Here is a 16093-nt window from a genome sequence, read left to right on the forward strand (position 1 = left end):
CCGAAGCCGCTGATGGCGTCACCGACCGCTGGAGAGACATCATGGTAGAGCGTATCGCCGAAGTTCATCGCAACACCTCGGAAACCAAGATCCGGGTCCGCATCAATCTGGACGGTGAAGGCAAGCTGAGCGCCAACACTGGCGTGCCCTTCCTCGAACACATGATGGACCAGATCGCCCGTCACGGCGTGATCGACATCGAGGTCGACTGCGATGGCGACCTGCATATCGATGACCACCACACCGTCGAGGACATCGGCATCACCCTGGGTCAGGCCTTCGCGCAGGCGCTGGGCAACAAGGCCGGCATCCGCCGCTACGGCCATGCCTACGTGCCGCTGGATGAAGCCCTGTCTCGCGTGGTGATCGACTTCTCCGGTCGTCCGGGCCTGTTCATGCAGTGCGAGTTCACCCGCGGCAACATCGGTCGCTTCGATACCCAGCTGTTCTGGGAGTTCTTCCAGGGCTTCGTCAATCACGCTGGCGCCACCCTGCATATCGACAACCTCAAGGGCTTCAATGCCCACCACCAGGCCGAGACCATCTTCAAGGCCTTCGGTCGTGCCGTGCGCATGGCGGTGGAAGAGGACGAGCGCATGGGAGGCCGTATCGCCTCCACCAAGGGCTCGCTGTAAACGAATGATCCGGGCGCCAGACGCCTGACATCCAGCGCCGGAGCCTGCCTCCGGCCTTCGGGAGAAAGACATGACGATTGCCGTCATCGACTATGGCATGGGCAACCTGCACTCCGTCGCCAAGGCGCTTGAGCACGTGGCCGACGAGAATGTCGTGATCACCAGCGACCCGCGCGCCATCCGCGGAGCCACCCGCGTGGTGCTGCCCGGCCAGGGCGCCATCCGTGATTGCATGGGCGAGCTTGAACGCGCCGAGCTGCGTGGTCTGGTCGGCGAGCTGCTGAGCAACCACAGCAAGCCGCTGCTGGGCGTGTGTGTCGGTCAGCAGATGCTGATGGAGCGCAGCGAAGAGAACGGTGGCATCGATTGCCTCGCCTACTTCAAGGGCGACGTGAAACGCTTCGATGACCAGCAGCTGGACGAGCACGGCCAGCGCCTCAAGGTGCCGCACATGGGCTGGAACCATGTCGCGCACACCCAGGGCCACGCGCTGTGGGAAGGTATCGAGGACAACTCGCGCTTCTACTTCGTGCACAGCTTCTATGTATCGGCCAGCGAACGCTCCAAGGTCTACGGTGCCACGCACTACGCCGGTGCCGAGGCGCACGTCGCCATCGGTGAGGGCAGCCTGTTCGCGGTGCAGTTCCACCCGGAGAAGAGCGCGGCCGCCGGCCTCAAGCTGCTCGAGAACTTCGTCCGCTGGCAGCCCTGAAGGCTCGCCCGCGTGCCCCTCGGCGTCTGTCTCGCGTGACGGACGCCGATACATCCGCCTTCGATATACCGACGACAATACAGGCGTGCCCAGACACGCCGAGAGGACACCCGACATGCTGGTAATCCCCGCGATCGATCTCAAGGACGGTCAGTGCGTACGCCTGAAGCAAGGCCGCATGGAAGACTCCACCAACTACGGCGATGACCCGCTGGCCATGGCCGCGCGCTGGGTCGAGGCCGGTGGCCGTCGTCTGCATCTGGTCGATCTCAACGGTGCCTTCGAAGGCAAGCCGGTCAATGGCGACGCCGTGACACGCATCGCCCGCGCCTACCCGGAGCTGCCGATCCAGATCGGTGGTGGCATCCGTGATGCCGCGACCATCGAGCACTATCTGGAAGCCGGCGTCGGCCAGGTCATCATCGGCACCAAGGCCGTGAAGGAACCGGCCTTCGTCGCCGAGATGTGCCGTGCCTTCCCGGGCCGCATCATCGTCGGTCTCGATGCGCGTGACGGCTTCGTGGCCACCGATGGCTGGGCCGAAGTCTCCACCATCAAGGCCACCGAGCTGGCCAAGCGCTTCGCCAACGACGGCGTGTCCTCCATCGTCTACACCGACATCGCCCGCGACGGCATGATGCAGGGCGTCAACATCGAAGCCACCGTGGCACTGGCCCGCGAAGGCGGTATCCCGGTGATCGCGTCCGGCGGCGTGACCAACCTGGATGACATCCGTGGCCTGGCCGAAGTGGCCGATCAGGGCATCCTCGGCGCCATCACCGGCCGCGCCATCTATGAAGGCAGCCTGGACATCGCCGAAGCGCAGGCGCTGTCCGACTCCATCACCGGCCGCAAGGCCTGAGGGGAGCGATCATGGCACTCGCCAAACGCATCATCCCGTGTCTGGACGTCGACGCCGGTCGTGTCGTGAAGGGCGTCAACTTCGTCGGTATCCGCGATGCCGGTGACCCGGTCGAGGTCGCCAAGCGCTACAACGAGCAAGGCGCCGACGAGATCACCTTCCTCGACATCACCGCCAGCGTCGACAACCGTGGCACCACGGTCGACATGGTGTCGCGCATCGCCGGTGAGGTATTCATCCCGCTGACGGTGGGGGGCGGCATCCGCACCTGTGAAGACATTCGCACCATGCTGAATGCCGGCGCGGACAAGGTCTCGATCAACACTGCGGCCGTGTTCAACCCGGACTTCGTGCGTGAAGCCGCGGAACGCTTCGGCAGCCAGTGCATCGTGGTCGCCATCGACGCCAAGCGCGTCAGCCAGGAAGGCGAGACACCGCGCTGGGAGATCTTCACCCACGGTGGCCGCAAGCCGACCGGACTCGACGCCGTCGAGTGGGCGAAGAAGATGGTCGAGCTGGGCGCCGGTGAACTGCTGCTGACCAGCATGGACCGCGATGGCACCAAGGCCGGTTTCGATCTCGGTGTGACACGCGCCATCTCCGACGCCGTCAGCGTGCCGGTGATCGCCTCCGGCGGTGTCGGCACCCTCGACCATCTGGTGGATGGCGTGCTCGAAGGCGGTGCGGATGCGGTGCTGGCCGCCAGCATCTTCCACTTCGCCGAGTACACGATCCCCCAGGCCAAGGCGCACATGGCCGCACGCGGTATCGAGATGCGCCTGTAAGTGCAGCCGCAGGTAGTTCAGGCAGAAACGCGAACGCCGCCATTTCCTCAGGGGATGGCGGCGTTCTTGTCTGCAGATAAGCAACTTCGGTTCAGGCGAGAACAGCGCTCAGACGTAGCCCAGCTTCTTCAGCGGCTTGAGCGCCTGCGCGAGTCGCTGGTCGGCAAGCGTCATGATATCCGCGACCAGGTGCTTCTCGGCGGCGGGCAGCATCACGCGCTCCCCGACCCACAGCGCCAGCTCCGCCAGGTCATGCTGATTGCCCAGCCGCGCGGCCGCCTTGTCGAGCAGTTCCGGCTCGCGGCGCCGTCCGTGACTCGGTGACTCGAGCTCCCGCGCGGCTGCTTCACCCAGCGCCTCGTGCGCCAGTGCCAGCTGGAACATGCGGTACTTGACCCACTTGCGCAGCCGGTGAGACGCCTCGATCTCACGCTTGCTGGCCACCTGCGCCGCAAGCTTGCTGATGCGATGACGACTGAACTCCAGCCCGATATTGAGCTCCTCCACCGTCAGCGGTGCCGCCTGCCAGGCCGCCCGCTCTTCGCTCAGCAGCGTCTCGAGCGGCGCGTGATCCAGTTCGCCTTCGGGCTCGCTCAGCGAGGCACTGGTCAGCCCCGGACGCAGCGCATCCAGCAGGCGCTGACTGCGCTCATCCACCCAGGCGTAAGCGCGACCATGGGTCTTGCGCAGCATGTGCGCCTCGCGCGGTCCGGCCAATGCCTTGGCGACGGCGCGCGGACGCGCCTGATGCTCACTCACCGCCGACTTGCCCAGCGACTCGCGCCGCAGTTGCCACCAGCCGCGCAGCTGCTTGCAGTCGACGCGCAGCGCATGCACATCCGCCGCGCTCAGCGTCGGCTGCGCGAGACGCTCACGCATGGCGTCCAGACGCGCCTGAATCACGCCATTCAGCGCTGCGTTCATCGGAGAAGAATCCTGCTGACGGGTGTCGCTCATCTGTCTCTCCAACAACGGCTGGCCAGTCATCACTGGCACCAGGATGGCCCGAATCGGGCCGCTCAGTCCTGCAAGGATAGCCCGAGATTGCTGACATCTTCATTGCGGCCCAATTGCTTGAGCGCGCGCCAGTCATCGCGGGACAGCTGCGGGGCTTCGACGCTCTCCAGCACGGCGTCCTGGAAGTCACGCTCATCGATCATCAACGGATGTTCGCGAATCATGGCTTCCAGCGCTTCCTGCTCGATGCCCTCACCGGCCTGCAGGTCGATCAGCGCGCGCACGCCATCGGCGGACAGACGGCTGATCTTGAGCGCGGCTTCCGGCTCTTCGCTGATCAGCACATCGATGCAGGCGGTCAGCGCCATCACGGCTTCCAGGGCGCGGCGCGCGCCGAAGCTGTCATCGTCCTCGGCGGGCTCAAAGGCAGTGACCTTCTCGGCCTGCAGCGAGAAATCGATCTTGGCATCGCGCACGCGCAGCTGCTCCCAGACGAGGTCCAGCAGCTTGCGCAGCTCACGCGTGGTGTCCAGCGCGCTGGCCGTGCCATTGGCTTCGGCGTAGAAGCCGGCATTGGGCAGGAGTCGCTCGGTCAGCGCCGCCATGAAGGCAGTACGGCGCACGGGGGCCAGCGCATCAAGGCGCGCACGGAAACCGGATACAGGCTGAGTCATGACGGCTCTATTCTCACTTCACTATTCAATATGCGGCGTTCACGCTGGCGTCTTGGCTCCGCCAGCCGCGATGTCACCGGAGGTCGCTATAGGGTATGCGATAGGATAGGCGAAAGGGTAGCGCCCGCGCGTGGCCGGATGAACACGCTCCCGCTCGAGCGCTGCCGTGCTGCCGCACACCTCAGGGCCACAGGCACTCCGTCGGCACGCGGCCGGCACCATCGAACAGGATGCCTTCGCTGCGCAGCTTTTCCCGCTGGCGCACTGCCCCGCCGTGCTCGGTGACCTTGAGTGAGGCATTGATCACGCGATGCCACGGCAACTGATGGCCATCCGGCAGGTGACGCATCGCCGAGCCGACCATGCGCGCGCTGGCACCATCGGTCATCTTGGCAATACGCCCGTAGGTGGTGATGCGCCCTTCGGGAATCTGCGCCACCACGGTGTAGATCTGTTCGAGCAGTTCGGCCCGCATGCGGTTCTCTCCTTGTCGAGTCGCGGCTGGTTCGCCCGGTGCAGGTACTGAGATGTAGATACTGACTATGCAAGTAATGAGATGCAGGCACTGAGAAGCAAGTACTGAGAAGCAAGTACTGGGGCCTTTACGCTGACATGGCGCTCACGCATGATGAAGCCATGCATCTTTACTTCATACATCAGGGGCAACTCCCTGACCCTGAACCAGATTCAGCCGCCGATACCGCAACGCTAGCGCATGACTGGCAGAGTCCGCTACGCCTCAAGGACTGGCTTTCCGGCATGGGGCACAGCTTCAACACCAGCTTCCCGCTGGCAGGCGAAGCCTTGCCGGGCATCGATGACTTTCATGCGCTGGTGGTACTGGATGGACCGCAACGCCTGTCGAGCGCCGCACAGCCCGCCTCGCCCGCCGAACAGCAGTCGCTGCGCCTGCAGCGCAAGTTGATTCGGCGCACGCTGAACAGCAATCGCCCGCTGCTGGGGATTGGCCTGGGGGCGCGACTGATCGCCGAGCAGATGGGGGCGATCGTCTCGTCCGCCGTGGTGCCGCAGCGTCGCTGGGCCACGCTGACGCGCAGCAATGAGTGCCCGCTGGGGCTACCCGCCGAGTTCGAGGCCTTGATGTGGCATGAGGAGATCTGCGGCCTGCCGGAAGACTGCGAGCTGCTGGCCAGCAGCGAGCATACGCCAGTGGCCGGCTTCAGCTGGGATGAGGGTCGCGTGGTGGCGCTCAACTTCCATCCGCACATGGATGCGGCGGCCACACAGGACCGCCTGGCCCGCCATCCCGCGCCCCTGGAGGGCAATGGCGTGCAGTCACGCGAGGCGTTGCTGGAAGACCCGAAGCGCTTTGATCGTCAGGCGGCCCTGCTGGACCGCCTGCTGGTGGACTGGCTGAATGCGTGAGCGCTGACCGGCGCTCGTGAGGGATATCAGCGCTGCCAGCGGTGATTGGCGCTCCACTCACGCGCGAAGGCAAGGCTGTTGTCCCAGTCGCCGACGTGCAGGAAGGTGCGCTCGTGCTTCTCGAGCTGATAGCGGTACATCGGGTCGTAATACTCGCTGAGCAGCGGCGCTAGCCAGCCTTCATGGGCAATGGGGTTGCCGCGCTTGTGCTCCTGGAAGGCGATGTCCTGCATGCGCACCAGACGAGCAAGGCGCGCACTGCCCAGGCGCTTGCGCAGACGCAGCAGCGCCTGACGCAGCTGGCGCTGCATCAGGGTCCAGCCGAGGAAGTCACCATAGTGGCGACTGTAGGTGGACCACAGCCCCTCGATATAGTCCTTCTGAATCTGCACGACTCGCCAGTCCAGCGGCATCTCGACGCGGATCAACGGCGCCTGCTCCATCGCGCGCCAGGTGGCGAGCGGAATGTTGACGCTGCCGATGAAGCGCGACTCGTCTTCCATGATGGTCGGCGCTTCATCCTCAAGCGTGAGCATCTCGGCGGCGATGCGGTGCTCGAAGTCGATCTGGCTCGGCGCCGGGAAGGGATGGCGGCCGAAGGCCGAACCCTTGTGGCGTGCACAGCCTTCCAGGTCGATGCCATTGTCCAGCGCATGGATCAGCTCGGTCTTGGCGCAGCCGGTCAGCCCGCCGATCAACAGCATCGGGGCCTGCTCGGCACGCTCATCGATATGCTGACAGAGCTGCTGACGCATGGCCTTCCAGCCGCCCTCGATGCGCGGACGCTCGATCCCCGCTTCCTGCAACCACTGCTGACTGAGCTGAGAACGCATGCCGCCGCGGAAGCAGTAGAGAATCGCGTCTGGGTGCCGCTCGACGTGCTCGACCCAAGCGCGGATACGTGCGCGCTTGATCCCGCCGCTGACCAGCTGATGGCCAAGATGTACCGCCGATTCCGGGCCGACCTGCTTGTACTGCAGCCCGACGCGATGACGCTCCTCATCATCCATCAGCGGCAGATTGACGGCACCCGGCAAGGCACCAGCGGCGAATTCGACCGGCGCACGCACATCGATCAACGGACGGCCGTCGCGAATCAGGTCGCAGCTGGCCGCCACGGTGGGCAAACTCATGGGCATCTCTCGGCAGACAGAACAGGATTGAGGCAATGGGCGGCGACTGGCTGACTGGCCGCACCATCAAGGGGCCATATTCTATCGCAAGCGTGCAGCCGCCCCCAGCCTTGTGCTTTCACGCCAACGGTGGCGTCAGGCGCACCCCCTGCCCCGGCCCGATCCCGGCCGGGCCGAACAGCTGACAATCGGGGCAGGCAGCGGGTTGATCACCGTGCGCGCGATGCGCTTCGGCGACCGAGTCGCGCAGCGAGGCGATCGCCGCCTCGGCGGTATGGAAGTAGTTCTCACGCCCCATGCGCTCGAGGAAGCCACCGCGCTCCATCACTTCCAGCGCGTACATGCGAAAGCCGCACATGCTGAGACTGCCGCCGGCATCGCGCAGGCGACGTTGCTCGATCTCGAGCATCTCGGCGCCCGCGATATCGATGAAGTTGCAGCCGGTGCCCAGCAGGATGACGTGCTTGCCGGTATAGCGCGCCAGCTTGCGCTGGACGTGGTCGACCGCCCCGAAGAACAGCGAACCATCCACGCGCAGAATCACCACTTCCCGGCACTGGGCCAGCTGATAACGCTCGGCATTGCGCACGCCAAGCTCCGGGTGCTCCGGGTCTGGCGCCATCTCGACCAGCCGTGGCCGTGAGGTGCGGTTCAGATACAGCACCAGCGAGACCAGCACCCCGGCGAAGATGGCGAACTCCAGCGGCAACAGCAGGGTAGCGAGGAAGGTGATCACCAGCACCACCGCCTCTTCGCGGCTGACGGCCAGAATCTGACGGATATGACCGACTTCGATCAGGTTGGCGGCGATCACCATGATCAGGCCTGCCATCGCAGGCAACGGTAGCCAGGCGGTCACGTCAGGCACCAGCAGCAGTACCGCCAGCACGATCAGCGCCGCCACCACCACCGACAGCGGGGTGCGGGCGCCGGCATCATAGTTGGCGCCGGAGCGCGTGAAGGAGCCGGAACCGGCAAAGCACGAGAAGAAACTGCCCGCCAGATTCGACAAGCCCTGGCCGATGAACTCCTGGTTGCCGTCGATACGCTGATGCGAGCGTACGCCGATGGCACGCGCGATGGAGACCGCCTCGATCAAGCCGAGCACCGCCAGCGCGAAGGCCGCCCCGCCCAGCGAGCGCAGGGTGTCAAAGCCCAGCGGCGGCAGGGTAAACGGCGGCAGACTGCCGGACAGGGCGCCGACCATCGGGATACCTGCTGCGCTGCCACCGAGCAATGCCGCGACACCGCAGCCGACGGCCATCGCCACCAGCATCCACGGCAGCTTGCGATTCAGCCGCCGGACCAGCACGGCCGAGAGCAAGGTGCTGAGCCCCGTGATCAGCGTGGCCCACGACGTATCGCCCAGATGCCCGAGCAGCGCCCACCAGGTGCCGAGAAAGCTCGAGGCATCGCCAAGCGCGATGCCGAACAGGTGCTTGAGCTGACTGGTGGCGATCAAGACCCCGGCGCCGGCGGTGAAGCCGATCACCACCGTATGTGAGATGAGATTGACCAGCGCCCCCATGCGCATCAGCCCCAACGACAGCTGGATGATGCCGACCATGCAGGTCAGCGCCAGCACCAGCGGCAGGTATTCGGGACTGCCCGGTGCGGCCAGGGTCGAGACAGTACCGAACACCACCATCGAGATCGCCGCGGCCGGGCCACTGACCATATGCCGCGAACTGCCGAACAGGCCGGCGATGATCGCCACCACGATGGCGGCATACAGCCCATGCGCCGGAGGCAGGCCGGCGATCAACGCATAGGCCACCCCCTGGGGCAGCACCAGCACCGCGCCACTCAGGCCCGCGATCAGATCAGAACGCGCATCCCCGGGCGACAGCTGACGCATCCAGCTGAGAAAGGGCAACAGTCGCGACAGACGATAGGCCGCGGCACTGGTGTGCTCGGGCCCCTCTGCCGTCTCGGTAGATTCGGGAGATTCGGGGGGCGGCGAGGAAGGAGGCGGAGTATCAGCGGACAAGAAGTATCTCCGTGGCGAGGCAGGAAAGAAGTCGTCAGCCGGTAGCCGCAATGTCCCTGAACGTACTCGGGGCAGGCTTGAAACCAGCGGTGATAAGTCTATCGCTGAAATCACTAATGAAACAGGGCCGCCACATGCTCGACAGCGACCTGCGGCCCTGCGGTCCTTTCCCTAGAAAGAGATATGTTGAAGAGACACGATGCAGAGACATGATCAAGCAACACGGCGACGAGACACGATAACGAGACACGAAGAGAGACGAGAAGACACGGCGCTGGCCATGCCGCGCCCGAGCAGTGACAATACCCGTTCCTGACACCGCTGCGGACCCTGACGCCATGACCACCGACGCTACGCCGACCGATACCACGACTCCCGAGACGGCGGGTGGCTTCACCCCGCCGCTGGATGCCAGCGAAGCCGAGGCCATCGACGCCACGCGCCAGTGGGTTGAGACGCACATCATCGCCGACAATCTGTGCCCGTTCGCCGCCCGCGAGATGGCACGCAACAGCATCCAGTATGCCGTGGTGCCCGGTGCAGGGCTCGAGCGCTGCCTGCAGGCACTCGGCGACGAGCTGCTGAACCTGGACGCCAATCGCGACGCCGAGACGACGCTGGTGATTTTCAAGGACGGCTTCCGCGACTTCGACACCTATCTTGAGCTGCTCGACTATGCCGAGGCGCTGCTCGAGATGCAGGGCTACGAAGGCATCTATCAGCTGGCAAGCTTCCACCCGGAATATGTGTTCGAGGACACCGAGGAAGACGACGCGGCCAACTACACCAACCGCTCGCCCTACCCGATGCTGCACCTGCTGCGCGAAAGCTCGGTCGAAGCCGCCATCAATGCCTACGCAGGCGATGTCGAAGAGGTGCCGGGGCGCAACGAAGAACTGATGCGTGAGCGCGGTGTCGAGCTTCTGGTCTCACGCCTCAAGGCCTGTGCTCACGCCGCCCGCCAGGCTGACAAGCAGGACTGACAAGACAGGCTGAGCTTCGTGCTCGGAGAAAACCCCATACGAACAAGGCCAGCCGCTAGGCTGGCCTTGTTCGTTGTATGCAGCATCACACCACGATGTCCCCGTGCGGCAGGCTCACGCGCCAGGCTCACGCGCCAGGCGCAGATGTCACAGGGCTTCCAGTGCCTGGGACAGCTTGTCGACCGCCACGATGGTCATGCCCTTGGGCGGGTTCTTGGGGGCATTGCCCTTGGGCACGATGGCGCGCGTAAAGCCGTGTTTGGCGGCCTCGACGATACGCTCCTGGCCACTCGGCACCGGACGGATCTCGCCGGACAGCCCCACCTCGCCGAACACCACCAGCTCGCGCGGCAGCGGACGGTTCTGCAGGCTGGAGACCACCGCACACAGCACCGCGAGGTCGGCGCTGGTCTCGAGCACCTTGACCCCGCCGACCACGTTCAGGAAGACATCCTGATCGCCGGTGAACAGGCCGCCATGCTTGTTGAGCACTGCCAGCAGCATCGACAGGCGATTGCCGTCCAGGCCGACGGCGACACGGCGTGGATTGCCCAGCGGCGAGTCATCCAGCAAGGCCTGCACTTCGATCAGAATCGGTCGCGTGCCCTCCCACACCACCATCACCAGGCTGCCGGAGGACTGCTCCTCGCTGCGCGACAGAAAGATCGCGCTGGGGTTCTTCACCTCCTTCAGGCCCAGCTCGACCATGGCGAACACGCCCAGCTCGTTGACCGCGCCGAAGCGGTTCTTCTGACCACGCAGCGTGCGGAAGCGCGAATCGCCATCGCCCTCCAGCAGCAGGGAGGCGTCGATCATGTGCTCCAGCACCTTGGGCCCGGCCAGCGAGCCGTCCTTGGTCACGTGGCCGACCAGCAGCAGCACGGTGTTGGTTCGCTTGGCGAAGCGGGTCAGCGCGGCGGCGGACTCACGCACCTGCGAGACACCACCCGGCGCGGATGACAGATCCTCCAGATGCATGGTCTGGATGGAGTCGATGATCAACACCTCGGGCTTCTCGCGCTCGGCGGTGGCCAGAATCGTCTCGACGCTGGTCTCGGCCAGCATCTTGAGGCCCTGGGTCGGCAGCTGCAGACGATGGGCGCGCATCGCCACCTGCGACAGCGATTCCTCACCGGTGACATAGAGTGAGCGCTTGTGCTGGGCGAGCTTGCAGGCGGTCTGCAGCAGCAGCGTCGACTTGCCGGCCCCCGGGTGGCCACCGAGCAGCACGGCGGAACCCGGCACCAGCCCGCCGCCCAGCACGCGGTCGAACTCGCCGAAGGTCGAGGAGAAGCGCGGCACTTCGGCCAGCGAGACATTGGAAAGATCGGTCACGTTATCGCTGAGCGTGCCGGCGTAGCCGCCCCGCCCATTGCTGGCGCTACGCGCAGCACCACCGGCGACGGCCCCCGCAGCGGGGGCGGCGCCGGGCAACACCGTGGCGCCGACGCGGATTTCCTGCAGGGTGTTCCATTCGCGGCAGCCGCTGCACTGGCCCTGCCACTTCGAGAATTCGCTACCGCATTCGGTACATACGAAGGCGCTCTTTGCTTTCGCCATCAGACAATCCTGTCGGGAAGAAATGATTCTCGGCGCCGCGGCGGAGTGTCGTCAGCCGCGGATTTCCAACGGCCAGACACAAGGAAGGCGGCTTGCGCCGCCTTCCTTGTGCTCACGATCGCCTTGTGGCGCACGGCACGCTTACTGGCGCTTGAGGCGCAGTGTCTCACCGTTCTGGAAGCGACGCTTCTGCGGGTCGACCAGCTCCAGGGTCTGGGCATCCAGACGCAGGAAGTAGTAGGTCTGGCCTTCGCCGTCCGGCGTCAGCTCATAGACGGTCGCGTTCGGGTCCGTCACGGTGCCGGACAGCACGTCCCACTGGCCTTCGTAATGCTCCGGGTCCGGCTGCTGCGGATGATCACGATAGGTGGCATCGAGACTGAAGGTACGCTCATCCTGGGCTGCCTCTTCGGCACCCTTGAGGCGTACATCGAGGTCAATGCCCGTGCAGCGACGACACGGCAGGGTGCCCTTGTAGACGGCAACCTGCTCGCTGGCTGTCTCGGTGGCGCTGTTGTCAGCGGCACCGTCATTGGTCTGGGCCGTTGATGCGCACCCGGCGAGACCGACCATCAGCGCGGCTCCCACCATCAGAGTCCTGATCTGCATTGAATCCTCCTTAAGGCGATGACTCGATAGCAGCATCAGCGCTATCGACGGCGAGCGGTCTACCTGTTTGGCAGGCAGACCGCTCACAAGCTTCCATGCTCAAGAATAGCGGGTATCCGCCCCGAGAGGCCACCCCCGATGGCGTTTATCGAACACCATTCGCTAAATCGTGTCGGCCTCAGCCGCGGCGATCATGGCCATTGTCGAGAAACGGATAGTCGGTGTAACCCTTGGCGCCACCACCGTAGAAGGTGTCCGGGTCCTGCTCGTTGAGCTCAGCGCCGAGGCGAATGCGCTCGACCAGGTCCGGGTTGGCGATATACGGGCGCCCGATGGCGACGGCATCCGCGATACCCTCATCGATGATGCGTGCCGCGCTCTCACCGTCGTAGTGGCCGCAGAAGATCAGCGCGCCCTTGACGCGCTCGCGCAGGGCACGACGGAAGTCATCGCTGAACTTGATGTCGCCACCGGCCCAGTCCGGCTCATTGACGTGCACATAGGCGATGCCACGTCTGGAGAGCTGTTCGGCCATGTAGAAGGCCATCTCTTCCGGCTCGTCATCGGTCAGACCGAAGATCTCGATGAAGGGCGTCAGGCGGATGCCGGTACGCTCAGGGCCGAAGACTTCGGCGACGGCATCGACGACTTCCAGCGTCAGGCGCGCACGGTTCTCGACCGAGCCACCGTACTGGTCAGTGCGCTGATTGGTGCCGGTGGCCATGAACTGGTTGAGCAGATAGGCGTTGGCGGCATGCACCTCGATCATGTCGAAACCGGCACGCTTGGCACGCACGGCGGCCTGGCGATAGTCCTCGATCAGCTGGGGAATCTCGTCCGTCTCCAGGGCGCGCGGCGTACTGGTGGGGTGACGTCCGCTGGTGCCGTCCTCGAACTCGACGAAGCACTGGGCGCCTTCACCCCGCAGGGCGCTCGGCGCGACCGGCTGCTGGCCGTCCGGCTGCACCATCTCATGCGAGACACGCCCGACATGCCACAGCTGCAGCGCCATGCGGCCGCCCTTGGCGTGCACCGCCTGGACGACGCCCTTCCAGCCCGCTTCCTGCTCATCGGTCCAGATGCCCGGCGTGTAGACATAACCACGTGCAGTGGGCGAGATGTTGGTCGCCTCGCTGATGATCAGGCCGGCACCGGCACGCTGACCGTAATAGGCCTGCTGCAGCTCACCGGGCACGCTGTCGGGGGTACGAGCACGTGTCAGCGGTGCCATCAGGATGCGGTTGGGCAGGGTCAGATCACCGAGCTTGACCGGATCGAGCAGGGTGTCAGCGTACGGGGCATTGGTGTTGGCAGTCATCGGGACTCCTTGAATTGCAGGACTTCACCCAGCGTCCTCACCGTGCAAGGTCGCACGAGCTGGGCAAGCATGCCTGTGACATGCGGCACACCGAGCGCTGCTTCAAGCACGCACATCGCACGAGAATAATGCTGGCATGGCAACAATGGGCGAGGCCCGCCGTGCGGCCACTCTTGGGCTTCTTTCAACACCCCCTCACGACAGCCCTTCACAACACCCTCTCCCGACAGTTCTTCGCAACAGTCTCTCGACGGTCCTTCGCAACAGACCTTCGCAACAGCCTTCAATCACCGCTCCAATGCCCCTCATGACTCACTCAGAGCGCATGCCGGTGCTTGTACCGCGACGATCCAGCGGGCAACATGAAAAGCATCCATGACACGGGTCATGCACTGTCACCAGCGGCGAGAAATCATGAGCAAGTACTGGAGCCCCCAGGTCCACGACCTGACCCCCTACGTCCCCGGCGAACAACCGCGTGAGCAGCTGATCAAGCTGAACACCAACGAGAACCCCTATCCGCCGGCGCCCGCCGTGGAGCAGACGCTGCGCGAGTTCAATGCCTCCGATCTGCGCCGCTACCCGGACCCGAGCTCCAGCTCGCTGCGCGCCGCCCTGGCCGATACCTTCCATGTGGCCGCCGAGGAAGTCTTCGTCGGCAACGGCTCCGATGAGGTGCTGGCGCTGGCCTTCCAGGCATTCTTCCGTCAGGACAAGCCGCTACTGCTGCCCTCCATCAGCTACAGCTTCTATCCGGTCTACTGCCGCATGTATGGCATCGAGTCGCGCAGCATCGCGCTGACCGACAACTGGGAAGTCGACCTGGAAGCCTTCGGCAACGACAATGGCGGCATCATCTTCGCCAACCCCAACGCCCCAACAGGGCATGGCCATGGCCGCAAGGCGATTGCCGCGCTGCTGGAGCGCAATCCGCAGAGCGTGGTACTGGTCGACGAGGCCTACGTGGACTTCGGTGGCGAAAGCGCCATCCCGCTGATTCATCAGTATCCGAATCTGGTCGTGACAGGCACTTTCTCGAAGTCGCGCAGCCTGGCGGGCATTCGTCTTGGCTATGCCGTGGCCTCGCGTGAGCTGATCGAGGGTCTGGAGCGCGTAAAGGACTCCTTCAACTCCTACCCCATCGATCGCCTGGCCGAACAGGTCGGCGTCGCTGCGCTCAGTGATCCCGACTATTTCGATGAGTGCCGCACGCGGGTCATCACCATCCGCGAGCAGACGCGCGATCGCATGGCCGCGCTGGGCTTCGAGATCCTGCCCTCGCAGACCAACTTCGTGCTGGCGACTCACCCGACCCACGATGCCGGCAAGCTGTTCATCGGCCTGCGCGAACAGGGCATCCTGGTGCGCCACTTCAACACCGACGCACTGCGTGATTATCTGCGCATCAGCATCGGTACCGATGCCGAGATGGACAGCCTGATCGAAGCCCTGGAAACCCTGTGTCGCTGAGATAGCGCACGGTCTGGCCAGTGATTGCTCCAATCAAAGAAGGCGCCCAGTGGGCGCCTTCTTTCATCAGGATGTCACTCAGGAGTTCACCGCACCGCTCATCCACACAGCTCGTCGTACCGTTCATCGCACCGAACACTCTGCAGGAGCACAACATGACAACGGACAGTCTCGCCATGGCTTCAGACGCTACCCCGACACCCCGCCTGCCTCTGACGCGGGTGCATCACGTGGCGCTCATCACCGCTGATTACCCTCGCGCCAGACGCTTCTATCTCGAGGTCATGGATGCGCAGGTGATCAACGAGGCCTATCGTGAGGCCCGCGACAGCTACAAGCTCGACCTGCTCCTGCCGGGCGGTATCCAGCTGGAGCTGTTCTCCTTCCCCTCGCCGCCTGAGCGCCCCAGCTACCCGGAAGCCTGTGGCCTTCGTCACCTGGCGCTGGCGACGGAAGACATCGATACCTGTGTCGAGCTGCTGATCGCGCGTGGCGCCACGCCAGAGCCGATACGTGTCGATGAATACACCGGAGCCCGCTTCACCTTCCTGGCAGACCCTGACGGTACGCCCATCGAACTCTACGAAGTCTCGCCCTGATGTGATGGCGCACTGAAACTTCACTGGCCTTGAAGATAAAAGGCCCCGAAGACAAAAGGCCCCTGTCGAGATTTCGACAGGGGCCTTCTTGTGTCACGTGCACGTTGCTTGGGCAGAGCTCTTTTCTTCCGCCCACTGTTTTTCCTGCGCACAAAGAGAACCGCCCCTGCAGCAAGGCTGCAGGGGCGGTTCGGTATAAGTGCCTGACGATGACCTACTCTCACATGGAGAAACTCCACACTACCATCGGCGCTAAGCGGTTTCACTTCCGAGTTCGGCATGGGATCGGGTGGTTCACGCTCGCTATGGTCGTCAGGCGAAACGGTGGCATCTTGCGATGCCTGAGTCTCGAGGCTTGTGGCCTCGCGACTCGCAATATGAATCATGCTGACCGATATGTCTCGATCCTGTCGCAATCCC

General features: G+C 64.4%; 16 protein-coding genes and 1 rRNA gene. 8 read left to right on the forward strand and 9 right to left on the reverse strand.

The features are described from left to right. Nucleotides 1-41: 41 nt before the first annotated feature. The 4 genes from hisB to hisF all read left to right on the forward strand — a co-directional run bounded on the left by hisB (nt 42) and on the right by hisF (nt 2994). Nucleotides 42-635, forward strand: coding sequence for an imidazoleglycerol-phosphate dehydratase HisB (gene hisB / locus ACJJV2_RS16085; protein ID WP_043336716.1), 594 nt, complete (start codon nt 42-44; stop codon nt 633-635). Between the two features lie 70 nt (nt 636-705). Then, complete coding sequence (gene hisH, locus ACJJV2_RS16090; protein ID WP_054555217.1) at nt 706-1347, forward strand: imidazole glycerol phosphate synthase subunit HisH; 642 nt, start codon at nt 706-708, stop codon at nt 1345-1347. 115 nt (nt 1348-1462) lie between these two features. Further along, nucleotides 1463-2209 carry a 1-(5-phosphoribosyl)-5-[(5-phosphoribosylamino)methylideneamino]imidazole-4-carboxamide isomerase gene (gene hisA, locus ACJJV2_RS16095; protein ID WP_043336722.1) on the forward strand — a complete coding sequence of 249 codons (747 nt, stop codon included), beginning with the start codon at nt 1463-1465 and terminating at the stop codon, nt 2207-2209. 11 nt (nt 2210-2220) lie between these two features. Next, the gene (hisF, locus tag ACJJV2_RS16100) at nt 2221-2994 is read left to right on the forward strand and encodes an imidazole glycerol phosphate synthase subunit HisF (RefSeq protein ID WP_175090669.1); all 774 of its coding nucleotides are present in this window, start codon (nt 2221-2223) and stop codon (nt 2992-2994) included. Between the two features lie 108 nt (nt 2995-3102). Here hisF and ACJJV2_RS16105 read toward each other — a convergent pair whose 3' ends face one another. From ACJJV2_RS16105 to ACJJV2_RS16115, 3 genes are all read right to left on the reverse strand, one after another. Then, nucleotides 3103-3951, reverse strand: a complete 849-nt coding sequence (locus tag ACJJV2_RS16105) for a CHAD domain-containing protein (RefSeq protein ID WP_405282199.1) — start codon at nt 3949-3951, stop codon at nt 3103-3105. A 62-nt stretch (nt 3952-4013) separates the two neighbouring features. Beyond that, a complete protein-coding gene (locus tag ACJJV2_RS16110) occupies nt 4014-4625 on the reverse strand; it encodes a YjaG family protein (RefSeq protein WP_043336733.1) in 612 nt (203 codons plus the stop codon). A 181-nt stretch (nt 4626-4806) separates the two neighbouring features. Further along, nucleotides 4807-5100 carry an MGMT family protein gene (locus ACJJV2_RS16115; RefSeq protein ID WP_043336737.1) on the reverse strand — a complete coding sequence of 98 codons (294 nt, stop codon included), beginning with the start codon at nt 5098-5100 and terminating at the stop codon, nt 4807-4809. Nucleotides 5101-5261: 161 nt separating this feature from the next. Here ACJJV2_RS16115 and ACJJV2_RS16120 point away from each other — a divergent pair, with 161 nt between their 5' ends. Next, entirely contained in the window at nt 5262-6011 is a 750-nt protein-coding gene (locus ACJJV2_RS16120) for a glutamine amidotransferase-related protein (RefSeq protein ID WP_284727173.1), read from the forward strand. Between the two features lie 26 nt (nt 6012-6037). Here ACJJV2_RS16120 and mnmH read toward each other — a convergent pair whose 3' ends face one another. Together mnmH and ACJJV2_RS16130 are read right to left on the reverse strand one after the other, a co-directional pair. Then, nucleotides 6038-7144: a tRNA 2-selenouridine(34) synthase MnmH gene (gene mnmH / locus ACJJV2_RS16125; protein ID WP_284892480.1), complete on the reverse strand. Its 1107-nt coding sequence runs from the start codon at nt 7142-7144 to the stop codon at nt 6038-6040. A gap of 118 nt (nt 7145-7262) precedes the next feature. After that, nucleotides 7263-9134, reverse strand: a complete 1872-nt coding sequence (locus ACJJV2_RS16130) for a SulP family inorganic anion transporter (protein ID WP_405282201.1) — start codon at nt 9132-9134, stop codon at nt 7263-7265. A 338-nt stretch (nt 9135-9472) separates the two neighbouring features. Here ACJJV2_RS16130 and ACJJV2_RS16135 point away from each other — a divergent pair, with 338 nt between their 5' ends. Next, complete coding sequence (locus ACJJV2_RS16135) at nt 9473-10117, forward strand: DUF1415 domain-containing protein (protein ID WP_405282203.1); 645 nt, start codon at nt 9473-9475, stop codon at nt 10115-10117. A 147-nt stretch (nt 10118-10264) separates the two neighbouring features. On the opposite strand, the gene radA is transcribed toward ACJJV2_RS16135, so the two are convergent. From radA to ACJJV2_RS16150, 3 genes are all read right to left on the reverse strand, one after another. Beyond that, a complete protein-coding gene (radA, locus tag ACJJV2_RS16140; RefSeq protein ID WP_043336740.1) occupies nt 10265-11677 on the reverse strand; it encodes a DNA repair protein RadA in 1413 nt (470 codons plus the stop codon). A 141-nt stretch (nt 11678-11818) separates the two neighbouring features. Beyond that, nucleotides 11819-12286 carry a copper resistance protein NlpE N-terminal domain-containing protein gene (locus tag ACJJV2_RS16145; protein WP_043336742.1) on the reverse strand — a complete coding sequence of 156 codons (468 nt, stop codon included), beginning with the start codon at nt 12284-12286 and terminating at the stop codon, nt 11819-11821. Between the two features lie 178 nt (nt 12287-12464). Beyond that, nucleotides 12465-13604, reverse strand: a complete 1140-nt coding sequence (locus tag ACJJV2_RS16150; RefSeq protein WP_405282205.1) for an alkene reductase — start codon at nt 13602-13604, stop codon at nt 12465-12467. 414 nt (nt 13605-14018) lie between these two features. On the opposite strand from ACJJV2_RS16150, the gene hisC reads away from it, so the two are divergent. Both hisC and ACJJV2_RS16160 read left to right on the forward strand, forming a co-directional pair. Further along, nucleotides 14019-15074, forward strand: a complete 1056-nt coding sequence (gene hisC / locus ACJJV2_RS16155) for a histidinol-phosphate transaminase (protein WP_405282207.1) — start codon at nt 14019-14021, stop codon at nt 15072-15074. A gap of 155 nt (nt 15075-15229) precedes the next feature. Further along, nucleotides 15230-15673: a VOC family protein gene (locus tag ACJJV2_RS16160; RefSeq protein WP_405282209.1), complete on the forward strand. Its 444-nt coding sequence runs from the start codon at nt 15230-15232 to the stop codon at nt 15671-15673. 201 nt (nt 15674-15874) lie between these two features. On the opposite strand, the gene rrf is transcribed toward ACJJV2_RS16160, so the two are convergent. Then, nucleotides 15875-15990: ribosomal RNA gene (rrf, locus tag ACJJV2_RS16165) — 5S ribosomal RNA — on the reverse strand. Nucleotides 15991-16093 lie beyond the last annotated feature (103 nt).

It is taken from the genome of Cobetia sp. Ld8 (assembly GCF_045066615.1).
Taxonomy (GTDB): Bacteria; Pseudomonadota; Gammaproteobacteria; order Pseudomonadales; family Halomonadaceae; genus Cobetia; species Cobetia amphilecti.